Source organism: Psychrobium sp. 1_MG-2023, assembly GCF_030689115.1.
GTDB lineage: Bacteria > Pseudomonadota > Gammaproteobacteria > Enterobacterales > Psychrobiaceae > Psychrobium.
On record NZ_JAUYVJ010000003.1, the window covers coordinates 94560 to 114885 of the forward strand.

Sequence of the window (20326 nt, forward strand, 5' to 3'; positions counted from 1 at the left end):
TTGGATGAAAAGAAATGAGCTCACACCCATCAACTGTTAGTACCGATGATATCCTTTTAAAGCTATGTAATTCTGTATCAGGGGTGCTAACTAAAGCAACTCATAGTCAAATTAATCATGCGGCCATGGTGCAAAAAATCAATAAGACTAGTCTCAAACCCGATATCGGTTGTTTTGTTATCTTTGATGGTGGCTTCTCCGGACTTGTTATCATTAATTTCACAGCCGAAGCAGCACTCGAAATTTATACTAGCTACTTAGTTAGCATGGGCATGCCAAAAAACGAGTTAGCCACAAACCACACTTCGGATGAAGTTAGTAATGTCATGGGTGAGTTGATGAACCAAATTTTGGGTAAATTCATCTCAACGGTCAGTAAAGATTTACAAACCTCTATCACCCAAAGCCAACCTAAAATGCTGACGGTGAACAAGCAGCTGGTTATTTCAATTGAGGCAAACCTTGATGAGCCTGTTTCTCGCCGTGTTTCATTTACTACCGCAAACGGTAATGTCTTCTACCTTGAGCTTTCAATTGATAATACGCAGTTTGTCCAAATCAAAGAATTTGAACAAACTGATGCAGACTTTGATCCCGATGAGTTAATCGAACAACATAAAGTTAAACAAGAAACAAAGCCAGTGCCACAATTAGAAATTGAAGAGAGCGCAGACAATAGTGACTTATTAGATGAGCTAGGAATTTAAGACGGTCTAATCGATAAATGATGGGGGGGTATTTTATACTCCCCCATTATTACTTCCACTGCATTTAAACATCTCCCCTATTCATACCCTCCCCTTGCCAAAGCCCTAATCTACTGCTATTCCAGCTTATTCACTAATATTCATCTTTAAATATCTCCATGAATACTCAAGAATAGTGTGCATTGTTGGCCACAATACCACGCAACACAGCAATAAGGTCTGTGTATAATTCAACAGCGAAAGCCAAAACCTAGACGTACAAAGGAACAGATTATGACCTTGGGTGAACAATTAAAAGCATTGAGAAGTAAACGAGGGATGAGTCAACCACAACTTTCAGAGTTGGCAGGAATTGAACAGTCTTACTTATCTAAATTAGAAAACGACAAGTCATTACCATCGAATGATATTTTCCGACAACTATTAACAGCGCTAGATACTACTCTCACCGAGTTTCTATCCCCTTTTGATCTTAAGCAAAGCCAAGCGCAATTAAGTCAAATTCCAGATATTGAATTATGGCTAAAACAACAAGCGACCACCGACAGTAACCGCCAACGTCATTACCTTTACTTCTTTAGTGCCATGATTGTCATTGCTACAGTTCTCTTTTTTATCGGCATAAGTAAGCAAGTGTATAGCGAAACGCAATATCAATACCTATCTCCCGGCGTAGTAAAAGCCGATGAACCCGATAATATTTTCGAGGGTTGGCGCTCACTCATCAACCATAGAATGAAAGACTACCATGATTTAGTGGCACAAAAAGGGATTGAGATGTACCAGCGCAGGGATAAAGCATACCTCACCAGCGTTAAACGAAATGGCCAATCATTTGAAGTAAAAACCCCACAAGGGCGTAGGGTCTATGTCTTAGAAAAAACAATCATAGTACCGCGTCAAGTGAATGCTTGGCTCCAAGTCTTTGGGGTGCTGTTTTTCTCTATCGGAATTATGGGATTTATCATTGAGCGCCGAGTGCTAACAAAGTAAGTGACACTAAACGATAACCGATGGGGCCTTTCAGCGGTTATCGCTATAGTGCCCTACTCTCATTAGTAGCCAAGCCGCATCCAATAACAAGCCGCATCCAATAACAAGCCGCATCCAATAACAAGCCGCATCCAATAACAAGCCGCATCCAATAACAAGCCGCTAGGGGTATAATCTCAGCTAATTATTGAATAAGACCAACCAAGCATTTCTAACCTTATATAAAAATGCTATAAAACATAACCAAATTTATCATAATGAATACAACCTCAGCTGATGGAGCCTTTAATGTTTGTTCGTAGCTTTTTTCTTTTATTATTCTCGCTGCCCATGTTGTCGCAAGCGGCCACGTTAGATTATTACCTTCCACTGCCTATTGAGCATTACCAGAGTAACATCGCTAAGCCCAGTGAGACATTAGGGTTTGAACTAGGTGAACGGCACGTTAGGCATGATCAGTTAAAACAATTTTTCTATAAATTATCGGCGCAGAGTGATCGTGTCAAACTAACGACTATTGGTCACACGCCACAACTAAGAGAACAGTTTTTAGTGACCATCTCTAGCCCGAAAAACTTAGCTAACCTTGATACCATTTTAGAAAAACGTCAGGTAAGAGCCGACCAAAAAGCAACCACTGACGGCCCCTTAGTTGTGTGGTTAGGCTATAGTGTTCACGGTGATGAAATCAGTGGCGCGAATGCATCCATGGCTGCGGCTTATCACTTTGCGGCGAACCAATCACCTGAATTCGAAACAATTTTAGAAAACACGATTATCGTACTGGAACCAAGTATTAACCCTGATGGTATGGACCGTTTTGTTAACTGGGTGAGTACCTTCTATAACAACACACCAAACGCCGATCCCAACCACATTGAACACCACCAAAGCTGGGTCAGCGGCCGTACCAATCATTATTGGTTTGATTTAAACCGTGACTGGCTTTTATTAGCACAAGATGAGAGCAAAAACCGCATTAAATACTTTCACCATTATCAGCCAAATGTGTTAGGTGATTTCCATGAGATGGGCGCTAATTCGACTTATTTTTTCCAGCCCGGTATCGCCACTCGTACTCACCCTTTGACGCCAAAGTCGAACACAAAACTCACTAGTGATATTGCTAAATACCATGCTAAGGCGCTCGATGAGCATAACCGGCTCTATTTCACACAAGAAAGTTTTGATGACTTTTATTACGGTAAAGGTTCAACTTATCCGGACGTCAATGGCGGCATCGGCATCTTATTCGAGCAAGCGAGCTCACGCGGTATTGAACAAGACACTATCAATGGCCTACTCACCTTTGAATTTGGAATTAAGAATCAGGTTTTAACGTCTATTTCAACTGTCCAAGGGGCGTGGGATAATCGTAACGAACTGAAAAGTTATCGTAAAAAGTTTTATCAAGATGCCCTCAAATTAGCTAAAAAACAAAAATTTAAAGGCTACATTTTCCAAGAGAAAAAAGATAAATACCGCCTCGAACACTTCTTAGATAAATTAGCTCAACATCGCATTTCGGTATACCCGTTAACGCAAGACTATCAAGTTAACGATAAAAAATATAACAAAGAAACCAGTTACTACATTCCACTAGCTCAAACACAATACCGTTTAGTTCAAGCATTATTCGATCAAGGAACGAGTTGGCAAGACAACACTTTTTATGATGTATCTGGTTGGACTATGCCATTGGCAATGAATATCGACTTCGATCAAGTCAAAAGTACTCGGGGTTTAAAGCTAGCATCTACAACTTGGTCCAAACAAATACCCAAGCAACAAGTCATTGCTAAAAATGCTTATGGTTATGCATTTGAGTGGCATCACTTCTTAGCACCTAAGCTCCTAAATGAACTTCTTGCTCACGACATTAAGGCACGTGTAGCAACTAAGCCATTCTCGACAGAAATCGCAGGAGAGTTACGTAATTTCGCAACGGGCACGATTGTCATCCCAGCGGCGTTGCAAAAAAATGACACTCAAAACGTTGACTGGCAGCAACTCATGATTGATGCTAGCCATGCAGCAAACATCGAATTATTTAGCCTCAATACTGGGCTAACGGTTCAAGGTGTTGATTTAGGAAGTCGCTCATTAAAACCATTAATTGAGCCTAAAGTGATGTTAGTCGGCGGTCATGGTATATCGCAATATGAGGCTGGTGAAGTGCGCTTTTATCTTGACCAAATGTTAAACATCCCAGTGTCTGTAATTGACCATGTGCGTTTATCTCGCATTGACTTATCCTATTACACTCACATTATCTTAGTGAATGGTGATTACAGTAAACTTTCAAAGACTTCGATTAAGAAAATTAAACATTGGGTAAATACCGGTGGCGTCATTATTGGCCAGAAACGTGGCGCGCAGTGGTTAGCGAAACAGCAATTATTAAATGCTGAATTTGTCAGTAAAAAACAACTCAATAAACTATTTGATACCGAGGGCTTAAACTACGAAGATAAAGAAGCTTTATCAGCCCGTAAACGTATTTCGGGGACTATTTTTGAGTCAACTATCGATAACTCACACCCACTAGGTTACGGTTACGACGATAGCTATCTGCCATTATTTAGAAATAGTACCTTAATGATGGAACAACCTAAGCAACCGTTCGTCACTTTAGCTAAATACGCGAAAGAGCCATTACTCAGTGGTTATACCGACAGTAAGCTACAACAGCGTGTTGCTAAAAGTGCCGCTATCATTGCCCATAACATTGGTAAAGGAAGAGTCATAGCGAGTACCGATGTATTAGCTTTTCGCGGGTACTGGCTAGGTAGCGCTAAGGTTTTAGCCAACAGTCTATTTTTCTCTAAAGCTTTTAATGCCTCAATGAAAGCACCTGATAAGAAAAATAAGGTGGACAAAAAGAGCCACAATAAAGACAAGTCAACACCATAGGCTAGCTGACAATTGATCTGATGCAGGTTAATCCGTGGTTAGCCTGTATTTCATTAAACCATCGTTGTTTAACATCTCATCGACAAAACAGCCGTTGCATCACACGCGAATATTCCTTTACTATAAATGCATCATTAGCTAAATACTCAGGCTGATGTACATTTATAAGGTTCGTCACTCCGCTTTTTCAAGATTGGAACTAAAATATGCGTAAATCGATATGTTATTCTTTTATCTTGCTACTGCTTTATCCCCCAGCACTGATTGAGTTAGAAAGCAGCTTTCGCACTTGGGTGCCAAAGAAAGTGACAGTTCAGCCTCAATTAGCAACGTCTGAGTTTAATAAAAAACAAGTTGTGCCTACCCCGATCACCACAATAGCTCAATATGAACCAACCTTAAGCAATAATCACTCTCACCTCTTTGATGCCGATATATGTAACCTGTCAGGGCAGCGTCAAGATCTTGCTTCGCAAAGACGAGATGCGATAAAACGCCTAGACTCACGCTATGAGCATTACTTCTATCAAGCCAACCATCAAATAGGGATTAATATTTATTCCACCAATTTAACCCGTGAATTCAAAACAGACCTGCTCTATAGCCTTAACTATATGTATGACTACTTTAAAACTCGACTAAAGAGCCTAACTAAAGCCTCAATCACATTACATATGATCATCACCCCATCACGTGAAGAATACCTAGAGTTGACCTCAACGTACTCAACTGAGCTAGAAAAAACAACAGGCGTGTACTTTGGCGGCCTAAACCTTGCCTATGTTGATTATCAACATAATGACTTAAAAGCATTGAGAACAACCATTCATGAAAGTTTTCACGGCCTTAGTGCCCATTTTATAGGCCGAACAGCAAGGATGTTTAACGAAGGCATGGCTGTTAGATTTGCAGACATCATCACCAATAAGCTAATAAATGGTGCTCCCGATAGGCGGATGACTGGAGAAGTTTATTTAATGATGGAGTTTTTTGAAAGCGAACTTTGGGCTTCACTCCTCACTAGGAAGCTTTACTACAGTAGCTGGGCGTGGATCACTTTTATGCACACCGCCGAACAACACCAAAACAGCCTAATAAACTATATCATAAAGCAACAAAAGCAACCCTGTGAACCTTTAACTGCAGGCGAAATATATGATGTTATTGGAGATAACACGGCAGAACATGAAGCTCAATTTAACCATTGGTTAGAACAAAACCGTGAGTATTGGCGTAATAAAAATTAAGGATGTAATCACAGTTCATCAGAGATTAACCAACATATATTAGCAGTTGTAATAAACGAATTCACCAGTGATAACGTGGAAACAAACCTCCCCTACTTTATATTATCGCTGTTCGATATCACTCAAAATCCATTGCAACTGATTATCTTTACTTGCTTTATAATTTTCTATCGAATGTTCAATATGCACCTGAGGGTATAAGGCATTCCGTTCATTGTCATCAAAATGGTAGTGTCGTTTTGAGTAAGTCACTTCAAGTTTGGAATTAGGTAAAATAAACTGTCCCATATCTTGGTACCCAGACGGCTTAGCACCGGTTGGTTCGCCAACTAACGTTGCATTAAGTAGCTGTGAGAATTGAGCAGCGTTACTCATTGCAGCAGAAAAAGTAACGTTATCAATCAACACATAGACACCAGACTTCCAATCAATAGAATCCTCCAAAATAAGCAATTGCGCCAATTTTAACCCCACAAAGAAATCACCGCCGTAATTATCTCTCAAGTCGATAATTAAGTTTTGTGATTGATGTTTATTAATAAACGTAAGCAGGTCTTCAGCCAATGACTCCATGGTTGAAACCGAAGAGTAGCGGCGAAATTTAAAGTAAAATTCCTTTTGAAATTATAACGCTAACTTTTTCGCTGCCACTTCGGCAAGCCTTATCGTGTGATCTAAAATATCAGGCTGACTCAAACTACCATGTCCAGGTACAACTAACCTTATATCATAGTTTTGCTTTTTAATATTTCTTATAGAGTGTGCCCAAGCACCGATATCAGCGTCTGCAGTGTAACCTAAGCTTTGCCAACGACGAGTTCTGACAAGACAGCCCCCAACTAAAATATTACTGTTTGGTAGCCAAGCAACGATATTATCTTTAGTATGCCCTGCCCCTGGATAGTAAAGCTCAATGAGGCCGCCAGCTAAACTGAAAAAACTTCCAGTAAAAGTGTGAGTCGGAGTCGGTTTCCCAGCATTGTATAGTAGTAATTTGGTTCTCTCAGATGTGTATGTTGGTATTGATTTAGTATTTAATAATCCGATGCCGGCACTGCGATCTTCATGGAAGTGTGTCGATATACTCGCTTTTGCATGATAACCATTTTGGGTTATCCACTGTAATAGCGCCGTTGTGTCTGCATCCGACCAAGGCGTATCAATAATGTAAGCTTGAGTGCCATCTAATACAACCAAACCATTTGAGTCCATTAGCCCATAACCTTCAATGTGCTTATAAGAGGTATGCAAATAGACTCCTTGGGCCACTTGTTTTACCTCTAGAGGTTTTGCTTTTTGGCTTAATACTGGACTCGTCATGACGACAATTAAACATAAAAAAAGTATTCTCATTACATTCTCGCTATACCTACCCCTGTCAAAGAGGGAATGAATGTTCGTTAAGTATGCCAACGATTACGCTTACACTGTGAGTTCTCATCAAAAAACGTTATCGTTGGGCAAATTAACTGCCGTTGGCTAATATTTGCTCCATTACCCAGCTAGTATGTGTCGCTGTGCGACCATTTGATGGGTGAACAGCCCCAGAAACTAGCTGTTCTTTAATATTATTAACATGATGGAGCTGGATATTTTTAGGATTTTCGATAAAAAATTCTTTCTGTTGAGTCGCACTAGACACTGAAATTGGATGCTCGTCAAATACTGAAAATGAGATATCTCCTTCACTGCCATAGATTGTCACACGATCTTGTCTAGCAAAACCACCAAAGTTCCAACTTCCTGCTCCTGTGATGCCACTCTTATGCACCCAACAAGCCGATACAGAGTCATATGATGAGTACAGGCGCTGTTGATTTATGCCAACGCCTTTAACCGTTTCGTACTCACCAAGTAAGTAAGAGAAAAGATCTAACCCATGACTCGCTAAGTCATCAAAATAGCCACCAACAGCAATTTTTTTATCAGTGCGCCAATTATACTGCTGAGATAAGTCAACCTCATTAGCGGGTTTGTTCAAGTACCAATTGATATGCCTAACACACCCTATTTCCCCAGAATCTAATAATGACTTTATTTTATTGAAACGAGGTAATGAACGACGATAATAAGACACAAAAAGTGCTAATTTAGCCTTCTCAAAAGCAGCAACAATCTCCTGACAATCTTGATAAGTCGGTGCCAATGGTTTCTCTATACAACATATCTTCCCAGCAGCCGCAACACGTAGCGCATAAAGCTTATGACTGTCAGGAGGCGTAGCAATATAGACAGCATCAATGGCTGGGTCATTTATCAACTCATCAGCACAAGAATAAAACTTTTCAACATTATGGCGTTTGGCATAGTCTTCTGCTAAATGTTGGTTCCGTCTCATAACAGCAGCCAATTCAAAGCCATCAGTTTGTTGATAAGCGGGGCCACTTTTCACTTCAGTGACTACACCACAACCAATAATTCCCCAACGAATAGTTCTACTCACCAATCCGACTCCATCACATTGCTAAAATGTTAACTGACGACAAAAAAGCCAAGTGTGATAATCGACAATCACCACAAATGGCTAAACATATCTTTACGCTATTATAAAATAGCCTAGCTATTAAAGCTTTTTATTGAGTCGTTTTTCAATTTGTTTCTTTTCCCATTCCGCGCCAAAAAAGTTAGTCACCTCAAAAACACTCAGGCCGTGAGAAATAACACCTATCCCCCAACCCATAGCGACCCACCAAGCCCAAATATAATCAGGGGAGGTCAATAGGTTGATGATGAACAAAACACCTAAAACGAGCCCATAGTTAATCAGATGAGAATAAAAATCTTTGATGTCTTTCACATGTTCGATGGCTTGTATCTCTTCATTTGAAAGCACTGTATCTTGGTCCATAACTGTCTCCTGTTGTAAGTCTTGGATATTAACTTCAAACACAGCAGCTAAAGATTTCAATGATTCTAATCCAGCAGTTTTTCCTCTTTCGATGCGTTGAATTGTCCTAACGCTCAACCCACTAAACTCTGCAAGTTGCTCTTGAGACCAAGCTCGCTGTATTCTTAATTTTCGAACGATCATTTTATATCCTTAGCTGTAGTTCGAGATAAATAATCTCTCATTGAAGCCTGTTTGACGACGACACGGAGGTGACACACACACGACACCACATATAAATCAAAGGGTTACATAAACACATAAAAGAGTAAATACTTTTGTTGTTAATAGATTGAGGGGAGATAAATAAAATGACACTAGCTATTAAAAATATAAACTACCTTTATCAACTCACTTCATAATGACAGCTTGTTATCAGCTGCGTAATCGATTGATAGCTCATTGTACTACATGCCCATTGAATACGCCGCGCTCTATCAACTACTGGCATCAAAGTAACTTTCCATACGATACACCACTGTTTTGATTGTACTCCAGCGTGAGAACTCCACTTTTGGATACCGTTAGCTTGGCTAAGACATGATCTTAGTATGCTTCTTGCTCGGTAGGCAGGCCAACGAAAAATAGATTTGGTTAGGCTTAATGATTAAGTCTCTACTAATTCGCAGTGACAATAATCAAAGAATATCAACCTCAGCGAACACCTTTTTTATTGTTTGCTAGTCCCTGAGAAGAAGCTGTTGAGAAACGTTCATAATGATCAACAGCGAAACTAAATAAAACTTTAATCATAAAGAACGTAGCGACAATAAAAAACCACGTTGGTAATGCCAAATAAACCAATAAAAAGATGCCATAGCACATTAAATTAGCTGCTATAAAAACTTGGACGAAGTCACCTTTTAACGCATTAACAACAAACGCACAAACTATCGTGTAGCTCCATACGATCAACGCACTGTTCATTGGTTCAGACAGGAGCCAAGCAATCACCAGAAGATGAACGTGAATAGCGATGAAAATAAGGCGGTTAGTTGGCCGTTTCGAGTAAAAACTATTTGTTCCTCTAGTAAAATTGGCTATGCAACCAGCTAAAACATCAGCAATTAGCATAAAGGCTATAATTGCCTGCCAACTATTAAGAGGGATATCAGAGATACTGTAAATAAAATAGCAGCCTACTAGGGCAAAAATAGCAGTACAACTAATTTCCAACAAAGACTGTGACTCCCCAAACACTTCAAAGAGAAACTCAGGCATTTTAAAATACTTCATCATACACTCCATATCCATAACGTTTGTGACTAGATAACTCTAGGTAATTACCAAGGAACAGTTGTCTATAAAGCGCTAACTTAACTATCATTTTTCATTGGTCTAAATATCGGTAGTAAGGCCTGCTAGTTCCTTAATGGCCATCGTAGGAACAAACTCCACCACCTCATATTTTGCCACATTAGCAATATAAAATGGGTCCTCTTCGATGATTGCATGAATTTCATCTAAATCTAATGCATCGGCTAATATTACTCCACCGCTCCTTGGTACCTTACGACCGGAAACAATAAACTTCTTAGCGGCATAATGTTTTTCCAAAAATGCAATATGGCTATCAATATGTTGGTCAACTTCTGATAAGTCTTTTGTATAGGTCAGCGATATAACGTACATTTTTATTCCATTAAATGATGAGTAAATATGATATTTAAAATTAGCTGCGGACTCTTACACGCATCCCCAGCTATATATGATATCGACACTGGGGTAGGAGTACTCTGGTTGAATCGTGGAGCAAGCTTGATTAGACTGATTAAAATATAAAATAACTGTGGCTACGTTCAATTAGCATTACAGGTCTCATTTTTTTTTGGCAGTTTGGTCGTAGCACAGACATACGCCCATGCCTCTTTTCCAGACTTAAATGATCCGGCGATACGCTTATACTCTTCGACTTCGTAATTATCGGCTTGCTGTAATTCAGCTTCAGTTAGTTCAAAAACGGTTCCTGTAATAACATCATCTTCGTTCCCTGTGAATTTGAGAATGGGGTGAATCTGCTTGCCGCTAGTTTTGATAACATCCGCATCTTTAATTCTCACTTCAGAAAGAATAAAACCTATCAGTGTATCTTTTGTCCCATTTAACTTTCGGCCGAATGTTTCTAGCTGTACATGTTCCATTTGTAACGTGCCGTATGAGAATAACTTTTCCACTATATACCTCTGTATTTTAATTAACAGTAAAGACAACTACGTGTAATTGCTTTAAGAACAACTGCCCCTGATGAAGGAATAATCACTATTAGTAATAAACCCTAATCAGCAATACTATATTAATTAGGTGCTGAAATAAAAGCTGATTAAAAATGCGATAACGAATGAAATTGCTGCTGCTTTTTTATCAGCACCCGTTATTTTGCACTTCAGCCAACGAACAGTAGCAAAGCGCGGTAACACCGTGTTGGTACCTTTAATAATCAGCTCATCAATTGGAATATCAAAAGTCGCGCAAATCGATTTTACGGACTCGAGTGAAGCCGTACCAGACTTCTCAATTCGTTGAATTGTTCTTAAACTCACCCCACTAACTTCCGCAAGGTGAGACTGACTCCAAGCTTTATTTTTTCTTAGTTGCTTTAACTTTACGTTATCTAATTTCATTTCCATTGCATTTTCTCTGATAGCAAACACTGGTATTTATTATCATCAAAAATCCTACGTTGTGTGATGACATAAGTATGACAGAGCTACGCCATTATTACGCTATCAACCTGTAGAACAACCATTTTTTAAGACTTAGTAATGGCAACGCAATAATAAAGTTAGCGCTCAAACAAATGAGCTATGCTCACTTGGATAACACAACAGCCCTATCAATTTCTCAAGATGTGACAATTGCTATACAACCCTGATACGAGAACACGCCATGGACTTAACTCGGAAAGTGACTACTGATACTACTTTGTGGAGCGTTCTAGCAATCTTTTTCGGCCAAAATATTCTACAAACACATTAAAGCTTAAAAATACAAAACCTATGACGAAACTTGCACCGCCAAAGTCAAGGTATCTAAAATTACCATGCTGTTCATACTGCTGATTGAAGTCCGCACCCTTCAATGTTGGAATGAGTATGTCGACGATCCATAAACCGAAGAAAACACTTGAGAGAGCAAAGGCGATTAGCCATGCGTACTTACAAATAAAATGAAAGGTCATATACTCAATATTTTGAGCAGACTGTAATTCATCCGGCGTAATCATAAAAACAGCCGCTAATGCTTTTGTTGTTTCTAACGATGCTGTGCCACTCTTTTCGACACGTTGAATTGTCCTTACGCTTAACCCACTCGCGGATGCTAGCTCATCTTGACTCCAACATTTACTAACGCGTAACTTTTTGATTGTATTTTTGTTTAATAACACATCACGACCCATATTTTGACCTTTATTAGTATTTAAAAAGAAAGGCCATAGTAGTTTCAATCCCATGCAGGGATACCGACAAATCAGGGGCAAGCTCATGACTTCTTTACGACAGCTAGCTGACAACCCAATTCTATTGCCACTGATGCACTGATTTAGAGCAATTTTATAATAAATGAGTTCGAATAAAAGAACATATTGTCCACTCTAATAAAGCCTAATGAACTGCTGTTATGTAAGCAAAGATTACAAGCATCGTGACTTAATCGCAGAGTGAGTACCAAACGCAGGGATCAGTCGTGTATTTTTTTAGGCATAGAGTGAGCGCGGTGTTTTTCACTCATCTTTTTAAAGAGTTTTATAAATACCGATACAAGTGCAAATAGAGCATAAAAGGCAACAAGCAAAACACCTAATATACGAACTTCGCCCGTATCAAGATAATAAATAATGGAAAGGCTCGAAAAAATTAAGCAAACAATTAATTCAAATTTAAACTTCTTAATACATTCCATGTATATGCTCCAAGGTAATCAGATATTCTATCGACGCTAACTTAAACCACTCAGGCGTACAAAAATCAGCGGGCCAGATCATTTTATAACAATTTGATTAATTAAGTATATATTTTTGTTTTACCTTGAAAAATAGCTTAAACAAGGCGCTCGATTGTGCAAAAAAGTGGCAACGACACAAGGTTAATTTTATTAACATGAGAATAATTAAAAGGAAAAAATAGGACAGATGTCTTAAAGCTCTATGAGGATTAATGATAAATAAAAGAAGTGGTCGGTGATAGAGGATTCGAACCTCTGACCCTCTGGTCCCAAACCAGATGCGCTACCAGGCTGCGCTAATCACCGACATTTTGTTTCTTCATTTTAACCAAGTAGGAAAAAATGGGGTGACTAATGGGGCTCGAACCCACGACAACCGGAATCACAATCCGGGGCTCTACCAACTGAGCTATAGTCACCACTAAGGGATTTAATCAAAAATGGCGCGCCCGGCAGGACTCGAACCTGCTACCCACGGCTTAGAAGGCCGTTGCTCTATCCAGATGAGCTACGGGCGCTCTTGCACATAGTTGATTAGTGGTCGGTGATAGAGGATTCGAACCTCTGACCCTCTGGTCCCAAACCAGATGCGCTACCAGGCTGCGCTAATCACCGACTAATCATAGTTAATATCAAGCTAGACATTAACTAATCGTTGTAAAGAATTGCTCCTTGACAACGGGGCGAGATATTACAGAGGTTATGCTGAGCCGTCAAACGTTTTTATTAAAAAAAATTTGTTCGCTCAAATAGCATACAAAAGCTAGCCATTATAGATAATCTCGGGAAGAAAATACCATTAGGCCGAGTTTTCAGCGGCTTTTTATCACTATTGATCGTGGTCACACTTTTTCTACTATGGCATAATACAGCGTCCCCAAGATTTAGGAAAAAATCCCACTATGAGCGCGCGTATAATTGATGGTAAGGCAGTATCACAAAAAGTGAGAACTGACGTTGCAACCGAAGTAACAAAAATGAAAGAAGCTGGGCAACGTATCCCAGGTTTAGCAGTAGTTTTAGTAGGTTTAGACCCTGCGTCTCAGGTTTATGTTTCAAACAAACGTAAAGCATGTGATCAAGTTGGCTTCCTATCCCGTTCATTTGACTTACCAGCAACAACTGAAGAAGCTGAGCTATTAAGCTTAATCGATGAGCTAAATAATGACGAGTCAATTGATGGTATTTTAGTTCAACTACCGCTTCCTGAACATATTAACGCCGAGCTTATCTTAGAACGCATTATCCCTCATAAAGATGTTGATGGTTTTCACCCATACAATATTGGCCGCTTAGCTCAACGCAACCCAGCCTTGCGCCCATGTACGCCGAAAGGAATTATGACATTAATTGAGTCAACTGGTGTTAAAACTCACGGCCTTGATGCTGTAGTTGTTGGCGCTTCAAACATTGTTGGCCGCCCAATGACATTAGAGCTATTACTTGCAGGTTGTACTACAACCACTTGTCATCGCTTTACTAAAGATCTTGAAGGTAAAGTACGTAATGCTGATTTGTTAGTTGTTGCTGTGGGTAAGCCAGGCTTTATCCCAGGTGAGTGGATTAAGCCAGGTGCCATCGTGATTGATGTGGGCATAAATCGTCTAGAAGATGGTCGGCTTGTCGGTGATGTGGTATTTGATACAGCTAAAGAGAATGCTGGCTTCATTACGCCTGTGCCTGGCGGTGTTGGCCCAATGACTGTGGCGAATTTAATCGAGAACACATTAATTGCTGCGAAAGAGTACCATAGTTAACCACTATAGCTTCACTCATAAATAAGCAATAAAAAAGCCGTTCACACTGAACGGCTTTTTTGTATCTTGAAAGCTGGACTGACAGGCTTGGGTTGAGATCCTGAGTTTTACGCTTTCAGGCTAACGGCTACTCGATTAAGCTGATTTTGATTTGCTCTTGTGCCATGCGTTTTTTACGCTTGTCACAAGGGTTATCACAATCACATGCCTTTTCAACACCAATAGCGCCTAAACCACCACAGCTACCAGCAATGGCTTTCTTTTGAAAGATGTAACCAACAGCCATTGCGACAATAACTATAACAAAAGCGGCAAAGGCATAAATAAAAGTCATCATAATTATAAAACCTACGATTGAGTTACTAGGAATGGCTTAAAGGCGTCAGTATACACTTCCTCAAAGCCATTGTCTGTTTTGATGATCATAAAAACAGCAATGTTGTGCGCTTTAGCAAAGGCTAAACCGGCTTCAGGCCCCATTAACATTACCGACGTCGACAAACCATCAGCGGTCATACAGGATGGGTGTATCACTGTCACAGAAACCAATTTATGATTGATCGGCATCCCTGTATCAGGATCAATAATATGTGAAAAACGTTGACCGTCTTCTTCGAAATATTGACGGTAATCCCCAGAAGTCGCCAAGCCATTATTACGTGGCGAAATAAGCTGCTGGATAGCACGCTCATTACTAACCGGCTTCTCAATAGCAATCACCCAGTCACGTACCGGATTAGGCTGCCCTTTGGCACGCACTTCACCGCCGATTTCAACCAAATAATTGGCCACATTTTCACCGTCAAGATAATCAGCTATTTTATCGACACCAAACCCTTTTGCCGTCGTCGATAAATCAACATAGAGCTCTGGGTTTGTCTTAATAAGCGCATTGCCATTAACCGATAAATACTCAATACCTACCTTAGCTTGTGCATCGGCTAGCTCTTGAGGCGACGGTAATTTTTCAGGGCGCATATCAGGGCCAAAGCCCCATAAATTAACAAGCGGGCCAACGGTGACATCTAATTTACCATCAGTAATATTAGCTAATCGAATTGACTCACTAACCACTAATGCAGTGTCAGGTGAAACAACGAAAGGCTCACCACTTCGTGATTGATTAAACTTGCTAAGCTCAGAGTCTTGACGGTAAGTCGACATTTGCGCATTAACAGTTTCAAGCAGTTGATCAATAACCACTTTGCGTGCTTTAGCCACGTTTTCGCTGTTTTGAGCGTCATCGATATAGGTGATGTGATAATCCACACCCATAGTGCGACCTTGAAACTTAACTTGGATTTGTTGGTTTGATTCAGAACAACCAGATAAAAAAATGGCCAGCGCAAGAAGCGCTAGCCATTTAACATACTTAATAAACATCAGGGATTAACCGCCGAAGTCATCAAGTAGGATGTTTTCATCTTCAACACCTAAATCTTTAAGCATACCGATTACAGCCGCATTCATCATCGGAGGACCACACATGTAGTACTCACAATCTTCAGGGGCTTCATGATCACGTAAGTAATGATCATACAAGACATTATGGATGAAACCAGTCATGCCATCCCAGTTATCTTCAGGCTGAGGGTCAGACAACGCAACATGCCAATCGAAATTCTCATTGTCAGCTGCTAGGCCATTGAAGTCATCTTCATAGAACATTTCACGACAAGAACGTGCACCGTACCAGAAAGAGATCTTACGCTGAGAGTTAAGACGCTTAAGTTGATCGAAGATATGTGAACGCATTGGCGCCATACCAGCACCACCACCAACAAATACCATTTCATTTTCAGTTTCTTTAGCGAAGAACTCACCAAATGGACCAGAAATAGTAACTTTATCACCTTCTTTTAGACTCCAAATGAATGAAGACATTTTACCAGCAGGAAGTGATAAGTTGTTAGGTGGCGGAGTCGCAATACGTACGTTAAGCATGATGATACCTTCCTCTTCAGGATAGTTCGCCATTGAGTATGCACGTAATGTTTCATCATCAACTTTTGACTCGATGTCGAAGAAGCCAAAACGCTCCCAGTCACCACGATATTCTTCAGGAATATCAAAGTCTTTATATTTAACGTGATGCGCTGGTGCTTCAATCTGAATGTAACCACCCGCACGGAACGGAACTGATTCACCATCAGGGATGTTAAGCACAAGTTCTTTGATGAAGGTTGCTTTGTTATCGTTAGATTTAACAGTACATTCCCACTTTTGAACACCAAAGATTTCGTCTTCAACTTCAATATCCATGTCTTGTTTAACAGCAACTTGACATGCTAGACGCTCACCTTCACGAGCTTGTTTCTTAGTGATATGACTCTCTTCCGTTGGTAGTAATTCACCACCACCAGAATGCACATGCACTTTACACTGACCACAAGTACCGCCGCCGCCACATGCAGAAGGAATAAAGATACCTTTTGATGCTAGTGCGCCTAATAGCTTATCGCCTGGCTTAGTAACAACCGCTTTTTCAGGGTCGCCATTGATTGCTATGGTAACGTCACCCGATGAAACTAGTTTAGATTTAGCAAATAAAATAATTAAAACTAAAACTAATACAATCGCAGTGAACATTGTTACGCCGAGAATTATTTCCATCGACTTTTCCTTTGAACTTGGTTGATGAGCTATACACTGTATAGCTCATTTAACTAACTATAACGAGATACCGCCGAACGACTGGAAACCCAGTGCCATCAGGCCAGAAGTGATAAAGGTAATACCTAAACCTTTAAGACCATTAGGGATATCTGAATATTTCAGTTTTTCGCGAACAGCTGCTAACAATACGATAGCAAGAGTCCAACCAACACCACTACCAATACCAAAGACAACTGACTCACCTAAGGTGTAGTTACGTTGTACCATGAAGGCAACAGCACCGAAAATCGCACAGTTAACCGTGATAAGTGGTAAGAAAACACCTAGCGCGTTGTAAAGTGCAGGCATGTATTTATCTAAAACCATCTCAACGATTTGTACTAATGCTGCAATAACACCAATGTACGTGATATAGCTTAAGAAGCTAAGGTCAATACCTTCGCCTAAAGCGTTTGGCGCTAAGATTGCGTGATAGATAATTTGGTTAACAGGTACCGCAATAGCCAGTACGAAGATAACCGCAACACCTAGACCTATCGCAGTACTAACTTTCTTAGAAACCGCTAGGAAAGTACACATACCTAGGAAAAAGCTTAAAGCCATGTTTTCAACGAAAACTACTTTAATAAATAAACTTAAATAATGTTCCATAGTGCTCCCCTAGTCCTTCTCTACTTGCTCAGGCTTGTACTCGCGAACAGCCCAAATAATCAAGCCAATCACAAAGAATGAACTAAATGGTAGAATCAGTAGACCGTTACCTTGATACCAACCGCCATTTTGAACCAACGGTAAAATTTCGATATCAAATAACGAACCTTTACTAAATAGTTCACGGAAGAAAGCAACTGCCATTAACATAGCGCCATAACCAATACCGTTACCGATACCGTCAATAAAGCTCATTAATGGTGGCTCTTTCATAGCGTAAGCTTCAGCACGACCCATTACGATACAGTTTGTAATGATCAAGGCGATATATACCGATAATTCTTTAGACATTTCATATGCGAATGCCTTAAGAACTTGGTCTACCACGATTACTAAAGATGCAATAACTGCCATTTGAACAATGATACGAACCGCGTTAGGAATTTGGTTACGGATCATTGAGATAAACAAGTTAGAGAAAGCACAAACTAAAACTACCGCGATAGTCATGATTAATGCTTTTTGCATTGAGCCTGTGACAGCCAACGCTGAACAAATACCAAGAACCTGAAGGCCAATTGGGTTGTTGTCCAGAACTGGGCCCCACAGGGCTTTTTTCATTGCTTGAGAGTCAGCCATGATTATAGGCCTCCATTACGGTACTTAGCGATGAATGGGCCAAAGCCTTCTTCACCTAGCCAGAAAGTAAAGGTATCTTCAACGCCATTAGCTGTCAAAGTTGCACCAGAAAGACCGTCAACACCATGGATGTCACCAGCTTTAGCGCCGCCCTTAATAACTTTAATAGCGATATCGCCATTGTCATTAAACAGCTTCTTACCTTGCCATAATGCTTTCCACTGCGGGTTTTCAATCTCACCACCTAGACCCGGAGTTTCACCTTGATCGTAGTAGATAACATTCTTCACAGTATTAAGGTCAGTTGAAAGACCAACAAACGCATACATCATTGACCATAAACCGCTACCACGCATTTCTAGTACGACAGTATCAGTTTTACCTGATTCATCTTTTACTAGATACACAACAGTTTGGTTAGCACGACGGTTAATTTTAGCAATATCAGCTTTAGGCTTAATACTAGTATCAGAAGATAGAGCAGCTAAACGTTGATCGTAAGTAGCGGCATCACCTTCAACAAACTCACCAGTATCAAGGTCGATAAGCTTCGCTGTCACATATTTACCATATGTATCTTGGATTGCTTTTTTACCTTTACCAGCTTGTTCTAATAAGCCTGAAGCTTCTAAAATTTTTGTTTGCTTATAAAGTTGCTTGTTGTCTAGCTGCAGCGGTTTAAGGCCAACAGCAGCACCAGCTACAACGATTGAACAAACAAGGCTAACGATTAATACAAAGATTAACGTTCTGCCAAATGAGTCTTTATTAGACATGACGAGCAGCCCTCCGCTTGATGTTTGACTGAACTACAAAGTAGTCAAATAACGGTGCAAATAAGTTAGCAAATAAAATTGCTAGCATCATACCTTCAGGGAATGCAGGGTTAACCACACGAATCAGAACAACCATAATACCGATCAATGCACCAAACGCCCAACGGCCTGTGTTAGTGAATGACGCAGATACAGGGTCTGTTGCCATGAAGATCATACCGAAGGCAAAACCACCAGTTACTAAATGCCATTTCCAATCCATCGCGAACATTAAGTTCGTGTCGCTACCGATAGCGTTGAACAAGAAGCTTGTTGCAACCATACCAAAGAACACACCTAAAATAATCCGCCAAGAGGCTATTCGCTGGTAAACAATGAACGCACCACCAATTAAGATAGCTAAAGTTGATACCTCACCCATAGAACCTTGCATGCGACCCATAAATGCGTCCATCCAAGTCATTGAGTTTTGAAGTGCAACCATGCCTTCAGTCGCTACAACACTTAATGCTGTCGCGCCAGAGAAACCGTCAATTGCTGTCCAAACTGTATCACCAGAGATGTCAGGTGCATAAGCAAAGAATAAGAACGCACGACCTGCTAATGCAGGGTTTAGGAAGTTCTTACCAGTACCACCGAATACTTCTTTAGCGATTACAACACCAAATGAGATACCGATAGCAACTTGCCATAGTGGAATAGTAGCAGGCAAAATCAATGCAAACAGGATCGATGTTACGAAGAAACCTTCGTTAACTTCATGACCACGCACAACCGCAAATAATACTTCCCAGAATGCACCAACAACAAATGCTGTTAGATAAATTGGAAGGAAGAAGAATGCGCCATACAGCATCAACGTTCCAGCACCAGCATCAGCACCTAACTCACCACCTAATGAGGTGAATAGTTGTTGCTGCCATGCATCACCCATTGCCATACCAGCAACAACTGCGTCATTTGCCTGTAAACCAATGTTGTACATACCCCAGAACATCGCAGGGAATGTCGCCATCCATACCATGATCATAATACGTTTTAACTCTACCGCGTCACGAACGTGAGTTTTGCCTTTGTTGACAAAACCTGGCGTGTAGAAAATAGTGGCAGCAGCTTCATAAAGTGCATACCACTTTTCGTACTTACCGCCTTTTTCAAAGTTCGGCTCGATAGTCTCGAGATAATTCTTTAAGCCCAT

21 protein-coding genes and 4 tRNA genes are annotated in these 20326 nt (G+C 40.3%); 5 read left to right on the plus strand and 20 right to left on the minus strand.

All coding sequences use genetic code 11. From position 1 onward, the window contains the following. Positions 1-14: 14 nt before the first annotated feature. From Q8W26_RS02455 to Q8W26_RS02470, 4 genes are all read left to right on the plus strand, one after another. Positions 15-707, plus strand: a complete 693-nt coding sequence (locus tag Q8W26_RS02455) for a DUF3334 family protein (RefSeq protein WP_101214551.1) — start codon at positions 15-17, stop codon at positions 705-707. Positions 708-980: 273 nt separating this feature from the next. Then, positions 981-1700, plus strand: coding sequence for a helix-turn-helix domain-containing protein (locus tag Q8W26_RS02460; protein ID WP_101214550.1), 720 nt, complete (start codon positions 981-983; stop codon positions 1698-1700). Between the two features lie 288 nt (positions 1701-1988). Further along, a complete protein-coding gene (locus Q8W26_RS02465) occupies positions 1989-4613 on the plus strand; it encodes a M14 family zinc carboxypeptidase (protein WP_101214549.1) in 2625 nt (874 codons plus the stop codon). Between the two features lie 206 nt (positions 4614-4819). Further along, positions 4820-5860 (plus strand): hypothetical protein, encoded by a 1041-nt coding sequence (locus Q8W26_RS02470; RefSeq protein WP_101214548.1) that lies wholly within the window; start codon positions 4820-4822, stop codon positions 5858-5860. Positions 5861-5962: 102 nt separating this feature from the next. Here Q8W26_RS02470 and Q8W26_RS02475 read toward each other — a convergent pair whose 3' ends face one another. The 13 genes from Q8W26_RS02475 to Q8W26_RS02535 form a co-directional block, all read right to left on the minus strand. Next, a complete protein-coding gene (locus Q8W26_RS02475; protein WP_305472160.1) occupies positions 5963-6424 on the minus strand; it encodes a S41 family peptidase in 462 nt (153 codons plus the stop codon). A 60-nt stretch (positions 6425-6484) separates the two neighbouring features. Further along, positions 6485-7213, minus strand: coding sequence for a subclass B1 metallo-beta-lactamase (gene bla, locus Q8W26_RS02480; protein ID WP_101214546.1), 729 nt, complete (start codon positions 7211-7213; stop codon positions 6485-6487). A 112-nt stretch (positions 7214-7325) separates the two neighbouring features. Then, complete coding sequence (locus Q8W26_RS02485) at positions 7326-8303, minus strand: Gfo/Idh/MocA family protein (RefSeq protein ID WP_101214545.1); 978 nt, start codon at positions 8301-8303, stop codon at positions 7326-7328. Between the two features lie 120 nt (positions 8304-8423). Beyond that, positions 8424-8891, minus strand: coding sequence for a helix-turn-helix domain-containing protein (locus Q8W26_RS02490; RefSeq protein WP_101214544.1), 468 nt, complete (start codon positions 8889-8891; stop codon positions 8424-8426). Positions 8892-9401: 510 nt separating this feature from the next. Then, positions 9402-9986 carry a hypothetical protein gene (locus Q8W26_RS02495; protein WP_305472164.1) on the minus strand — a complete coding sequence of 195 codons (585 nt, stop codon included), beginning with the start codon at positions 9984-9986 and terminating at the stop codon, positions 9402-9404. Positions 9987-10085: 99 nt separating this feature from the next. Beyond that, positions 10086-10379, minus strand: a complete 294-nt coding sequence (locus tag Q8W26_RS02500) for a YciI family protein (RefSeq protein ID WP_101214542.1) — start codon at positions 10377-10379, stop codon at positions 10086-10088. 167 nt (positions 10380-10546) lie between these two features. Next, the gene (locus tag Q8W26_RS02505; protein WP_101214541.1) at positions 10547-10921 is read right to left on the minus strand and encodes a gamma-glutamylcyclotransferase family protein; all 375 of its coding nucleotides are present in this window, start codon (positions 10919-10921) and stop codon (positions 10547-10549) included. Between the two features lie 123 nt (positions 10922-11044). After that, on the minus strand, positions 11045-11374 hold the full coding sequence (locus tag Q8W26_RS02510; protein WP_101214540.1) for a helix-turn-helix transcriptional regulator: 330 nt from the start codon (positions 11372-11374) through the stop codon (positions 11045-11047). Positions 11375-11664: 290 nt separating this feature from the next. Then, positions 11665-12198, minus strand: coding sequence for a helix-turn-helix domain-containing protein (locus tag Q8W26_RS02515; protein WP_305472167.1), 534 nt, complete (start codon positions 12196-12198; stop codon positions 11665-11667). Between the two features lie 720 nt (positions 12199-12918). Further along, positions 12919-12995 (minus strand) — tRNA-Pro (locus tag Q8W26_RS02520). Positions 12996-13032: 37 nt separating this feature from the next. Further along, a tRNA-His gene (locus tag Q8W26_RS02525) sits at positions 13033-13108 on the minus strand. A 22-nt stretch (positions 13109-13130) separates the two neighbouring features. Next, positions 13131-13207 (minus strand) — tRNA-Arg (locus Q8W26_RS02530). A gap of 20 nt (positions 13208-13227) precedes the next feature. Next, a tRNA-Pro gene (locus Q8W26_RS02535) sits at positions 13228-13304 on the minus strand. Between the two features lie 287 nt (positions 13305-13591). Here Q8W26_RS02535 and folD point away from each other — a divergent pair. Then, a complete protein-coding gene (folD, locus tag Q8W26_RS02540) occupies positions 13592-14446 on the plus strand; it encodes a bifunctional methylenetetrahydrofolate dehydrogenase/methenyltetrahydrofolate cyclohydrolase FolD (RefSeq protein WP_101214538.1) in 855 nt (284 codons plus the stop codon). Between the two features lie 127 nt (positions 14447-14573). Here folD and nqrM read toward each other — a convergent pair whose 3' ends face one another. Genes nqrM through Q8W26_RS02575 form a run of 7 tightly spaced genes read right to left on the minus strand, consistent with a single transcriptional unit; the run spans position 14574 to position 20326 of the window. Further along, a complete protein-coding gene (gene nqrM / locus Q8W26_RS02545; protein ID WP_101214537.1) occupies positions 14574-14783 on the minus strand; it encodes a (Na+)-NQR maturation NqrM in 210 nt (69 codons plus the stop codon). An 11-nt stretch (positions 14784-14794) separates the two neighbouring features. After that, complete coding sequence (locus Q8W26_RS02550; protein WP_101214536.1) at positions 14795-15829, minus strand: FAD:protein FMN transferase; 1035 nt, start codon at positions 15827-15829, stop codon at positions 14795-14797. 6 nt (positions 15830-15835) lie between these two features. Then, positions 15836-17059, minus strand: a complete 1224-nt coding sequence (nqrF, locus tag Q8W26_RS02555) for an NADH:ubiquinone reductase (Na(+)-transporting) subunit F (RefSeq protein ID WP_101214535.1) — start codon at positions 17057-17059, stop codon at positions 15836-15838. 57 nt (positions 17060-17116) lie between these two features. Continuing rightward, positions 17117-17713, minus strand: coding sequence for an NADH:ubiquinone reductase (Na(+)-transporting) subunit E (nqrE, locus tag Q8W26_RS02560; RefSeq protein WP_101214534.1), 597 nt, complete (start codon positions 17711-17713; stop codon positions 17117-17119). Between the two features lie 9 nt (positions 17714-17722). Further along, positions 17723-18352, minus strand: coding sequence for an NADH:ubiquinone reductase (Na(+)-transporting) subunit D (locus Q8W26_RS02565; RefSeq protein WP_101214533.1), 630 nt, complete (start codon positions 18350-18352; stop codon positions 17723-17725). A gap of 2 nt (positions 18353-18354) precedes the next feature. Further along, complete coding sequence (locus tag Q8W26_RS02570) at positions 18355-19128, minus strand: Na(+)-translocating NADH-quinone reductase subunit C (RefSeq protein WP_101214532.1); 774 nt, start codon at positions 19126-19128, stop codon at positions 18355-18357. Beyond that, the gene (locus Q8W26_RS02575; protein ID WP_101214531.1) at positions 19121-20326 is read right to left on the minus strand and encodes an NADH:ubiquinone reductase (Na(+)-transporting) subunit B; all 1206 of its coding nucleotides are present in this window, start codon (positions 20324-20326) and stop codon (positions 19121-19123) included. The genes Q8W26_RS02570 and Q8W26_RS02575 overlap by 8 nt, the downstream gene beginning before the upstream one ends.

Coding starts and splice junctions, on each gene's coding strand:
- Q8W26_RS02500 (WP_101214542.1), bottom strand. CDS start 10,379: ATGTACGTTATATCGCTGACCTATACAAAAGACTTATCAGAAGTTGAC.
- Q8W26_RS02470 (WP_101214548.1), top strand. CDS start 4,820: ATGCGTAAATCGATATGTTATTCTTTTATCTTGCTACTGCTTTATCCC.
- Q8W26_RS02455 (WP_101214551.1), top strand. CDS start 15: ATGAGCTCACACCCATCAACTGTTAGTACCGATGATATCCTTTTAAAG.
- Q8W26_RS02460 (WP_101214550.1), top strand. CDS start 981: ATGACCTTGGGTGAACAATTAAAAGCATTGAGAAGTAAACGAGGGATG.
- bla (WP_101214546.1), bottom strand. CDS start 7,213: ATGAGAATACTTTTTTTATGTTTAATTGTCGTCATGACGAGTCCAGTA.
- Q8W26_RS02510 (WP_101214540.1), bottom strand. CDS start 11,374: ATGGAAATGAAATTAGATAACGTAAAGTTAAAGCAACTAAGAAAAAAT.
- Q8W26_RS02495 (WP_305472164.1), bottom strand. CDS start 9,986: ATGATGAAGTATTTTAAAATGCCTGAGTTTCTCTTTGAAGTGTTTGGG.
- folD (WP_101214538.1), top strand. CDS start 13,592: ATGAGCGCGCGTATAATTGATGGTAAGGCAGTATCACAAAAAGTGAGA.
- Q8W26_RS02490 (WP_101214544.1), bottom strand. CDS start 8,891: ATGATCGTTCGAAAATTAAGAATACAGCGAGCTTGGTCTCAAGAGCAA.
- nqrF (WP_101214535.1), bottom strand. CDS start 17,059: ATGGAAATAATTCTCGGCGTAACAATGTTCACTGCGATTGTATTAGTT.
- nqrM (WP_101214537.1), bottom strand. CDS start 14,783: ATGATGACTTTTATTTATGCCTTTGCCGCTTTTGTTATAGTTATTGTC.
- Q8W26_RS02570 (WP_101214532.1), bottom strand. CDS start 19,128: ATGTCTAATAAAGACTCATTTGGCAGAACGTTAATCTTTGTATTAATC.
- Q8W26_RS02550 (WP_101214536.1), bottom strand. CDS start 15,829: ATGTTTATTAAGTATGTTAAATGGCTAGCGCTTCTTGCGCTGGCCATT.
- Q8W26_RS02515 (WP_305472167.1), bottom strand. CDS start 12,198: ATGGGATTGAAACTACTATGGCCTTTCTTTTTAAATACTAATAAAGGT.
- Q8W26_RS02465 (WP_101214549.1), top strand. CDS start 1,989: ATGTTTGTTCGTAGCTTTTTTCTTTTATTATTCTCGCTGCCCATGTTG.
- Q8W26_RS02565 (WP_101214533.1), bottom strand. CDS start 18,352: ATGGCTGACTCTCAAGCAATGAAAAAAGCCCTGTGGGGCCCAGTTCTG.
- nqrE (WP_101214534.1), bottom strand. CDS start 17,713: ATGGAACATTATTTAAGTTTATTTATTAAAGTAGTTTTCGTTGAAAAC.
- Q8W26_RS02575 (WP_101214531.1), bottom strand. CDS start 20,326: ATGGGCTTAAAGAATTATCTCGAGACTATCGAGCCGAACTTTGAAAAA.